At 36.2% G+C, this 2,993-nt stretch carries 2 protein-coding genes; both read left to right on the plus strand.

Annotated elements, in window-relative coordinates; genetic code table 11:
* Positions 1 to 82: 82 nt before the first annotated feature.
* Positions 83 to 430 carry an aspartate 1-decarboxylase gene (panD, locus tag GC096_RS10025; RefSeq protein WP_171630109.1) on the plus strand — a complete coding sequence of 116 codons (348 nt, stop codon included), beginning with the start codon at positions 83 to 85 and terminating at the stop codon, positions 428 to 430.
* 20 nt (positions 431 to 450) lie between these two features.
* On the plus strand, positions 451 to 2,993 hold a 2,543-nt coding region (locus GC096_RS10030), incomplete at its 3' end, for a non-ribosomal peptide synthetase (RefSeq protein WP_171630110.1).

The following is a 2,993-nucleotide window of genomic DNA, read 5'->3' on the forward strand; positions in this document are numbered from 1 at the left end:
CCATCCCTAAGCAAATTAATGTCTGATGGTGACTAGACTATTGTCATCTATAACTAATAATCCAAAGAAGGAGTAACCATTAATGTTTCGAATCATGCATAAATCAAAGATTCATGGAGCCACTGTCACAGAGGCGAATTTAAATTATACCGGTTCTATCACCATAGATAAAAAGTTAATGGCAGCTGCTAATATTCGAAATAACGAAAAGGTTCTTGTCGTCAATAAAAACACTGGGGGACGGTTAGAGACATATGCAATACACGGGGAATACGATTCAGGCATGATTTGTTTAAATGGGGCAGCAGCAAGAATGGTTCAACCTGGAGATAAGGTGATTGTAATCTCATTCGGAATTTATACTGATTTTGAATTAGGAGAAGATTTCACTCCAATCGTGATTTTTCCTGATGATCATAACCGAATCTGACTTAAGGTGGGGGCATTGGTATGAGTAATCGTGTAATAGGCACAAACTTAACTGCAAGAAGCCAAGATTTGGACGAAAGGGCATATCTGCAGAATTCACTTGTAGGAAGCCAGAGCTTCAACGGGTTCCCTTATGACTATAATGGTAGGGCTAAATCAGAATATCTAGAAGCAGAATTTTCGATTCCCGTTACTATTCTACAAGACATCACATCTGGGGATGGAGGAGTAGAGTGTGGAATAGAAGCAGTTTTGTTGACCGGTGTTTATTACATGATATACCGTTACTCCCAGTCGGAAGATATTATGATTGGCATACCATCATTTTCATATAGTAAAAATAGCAAGCAGAATGACTATTACATAATAATTCGTAATAAACTCAATGGAATGATGGTTTATTCTGACTTACTTTCAAAGATTAATCAATCTTTTCGAAATGCCCAGGAAAACAAAAACCCTAACTATCAATGGTCGAACTCAACGGATGCGGGTAATAAGCCACCAACCGATGTGATTGTTTCATATAACTCACCTATTAGTATCGAAAGGTTAGAAAATCATCACTTTAATATGGCTTTTTGCTTTGAGATGCGCGAAAGCATGACCCATTGCGTTTTAAAGTACAATGCTAATTTATACAAAGAGTCTACGATTAAAAACCTTACGAAGAATCTTGTGCAGTTTTATCATAATGCTTCTATTAGTGTAAATGAAAGTTTGCACGATATTAATATATTATCCGACTCTGATATTAAACAGTTGTTGGGATGGGGGACGGGTAAAGTCTCCCTTACCTCAGAGGATACAATTCAAGGACTATTTCAAAATCAGGTGAAAAAATATCCTGACCGGACAGCAATTGTATATGAAAACTCCATGCTTACTTACCAAGAACTTGATGATATGTCCAGTCGGTTTGCGGCAATGCTTATGGATCAAGGTGTTCAGGTAAACGATACAGTAGCCGTTATGATGAAACGAACTCATAGTATGGTAGTTATCTATTTAGGGATTTTAAAAGCTGGAGCCGTTTGCTTGCCGATTGATATCTACTATCCTGAAGAACGAATCCAGTTCATGATTAAGGATAGTGGTGCAAAGATAATCGTAAGTAATGATGAACAGGTAAGCAGGAAAGCATATGGTCAAAAAGTAATTTATTACGTTGAAGAAGAAGTTAACCAATATAGACTCAGTCGTATTATTCATTTCAATGCCAACAATCCTGCCTATATCATTTATACATCCGGTTCTGAGGGTAACCCTAAAGGTGTTATACTAAACCACAAAGGGATTATTAATCATACATGGACAAAGATCGATCTCCTTGATTTTAATGTTAACGATGTAATCTGCCATAACATTAATTTAAGTTTCGTTGCATCTATATGGATTGTATATGCCCCATTGTTTGTTGGGGCTAAATTAGTGATATATGACGAAACCAACATGAAAGATATAGCGCTGTTGTTCAATACATTGGATAAAGATGGAATTACGATAATGGAAATCGTTCCGTCAGCATTAAACACATATTTAGAACTTCTTCAAATAGGTAAGAACAAGGTAAAGTTAAGTAAACTAAAATCGTTGATTATTACAGGGGAACGAGTGAGTCCTGAGTTAGTCAATTTATTCTACAAGGAATATAATGTAGAATTAGTCAATGCATATGGTCAAAGTGAATGCTCTGATGACACTCTTCACTATAAAATTCCGTATAATACTCAATCAATATCAGTACCTATTGGAAACCCATCTTATAATACTAATGTATATATTTTAAACGATCAGTTGAAACTTCAACCCGTTGGAGTTAGAGGTGAATTATACATCTCAGGGGTTGGCATTACAGAGGGGTATCTAAATCGGTCGGATTTAACACTTCAGAAATACATTGCAAACCCATTTATCCCTGGAACCAGGATGTTTAGAACTGGTGACTTTGCTAAATGGGGGGAAGACGGTAATGTACAGTATTTGGGAAGAGTCGACCAACAAGTTAAAATACGTGGCTTCAGAGTTGAGTTAGAAGAAATTGAAAGTCAACTTATGAAGCACCCGAAAATCAATCGTGCTATTGTGATAAAAAGAGAAAATGCTTCGCTCGTGCCTTATATATGTGCTTATCTTATAGGTAACGACGTTACGACAGATGAGTTAAGAACGGATTTAGAACAAGTGTTACCACACTATATGATTCCCTCTTTTATTGTTGCGTTGGATACTTTTCCACTTTTACCGAATGGGAAAATTAACAAGAAAGAACTTCCTGATCCTAAAGTAATCAAAGAAAATAGCAATGATATTGTATACTCAGCTTTAAGTGACATTGAATACAGATTATCAATAATATGGTGTCAGTTACTTAATATCCAAAACATAGATCCATTAGATAATTTCTTTTCGATGGGTGGCAGTTCTTTTTCTGCAACAAAGCTAGTAATGTTTCTGTATAAAGAGTTTGGCCAAGATGTTACGCTAAAAGACATTGTTTCCAACCCAACAATCAGACAACTGGGGCAACTACTAGAGAGTAGGGAACAAGCCAACTATAAACC

Origin of the sequence: Paenibacillus plantarum, from assembly GCF_013141695.1 — a bacterium.
Taxonomy (GTDB): domain Bacteria; phylum Bacillota; class Bacilli; order Paenibacillales; family NBRC-103111; genus Paenibacillus_E; species Paenibacillus_E plantarum.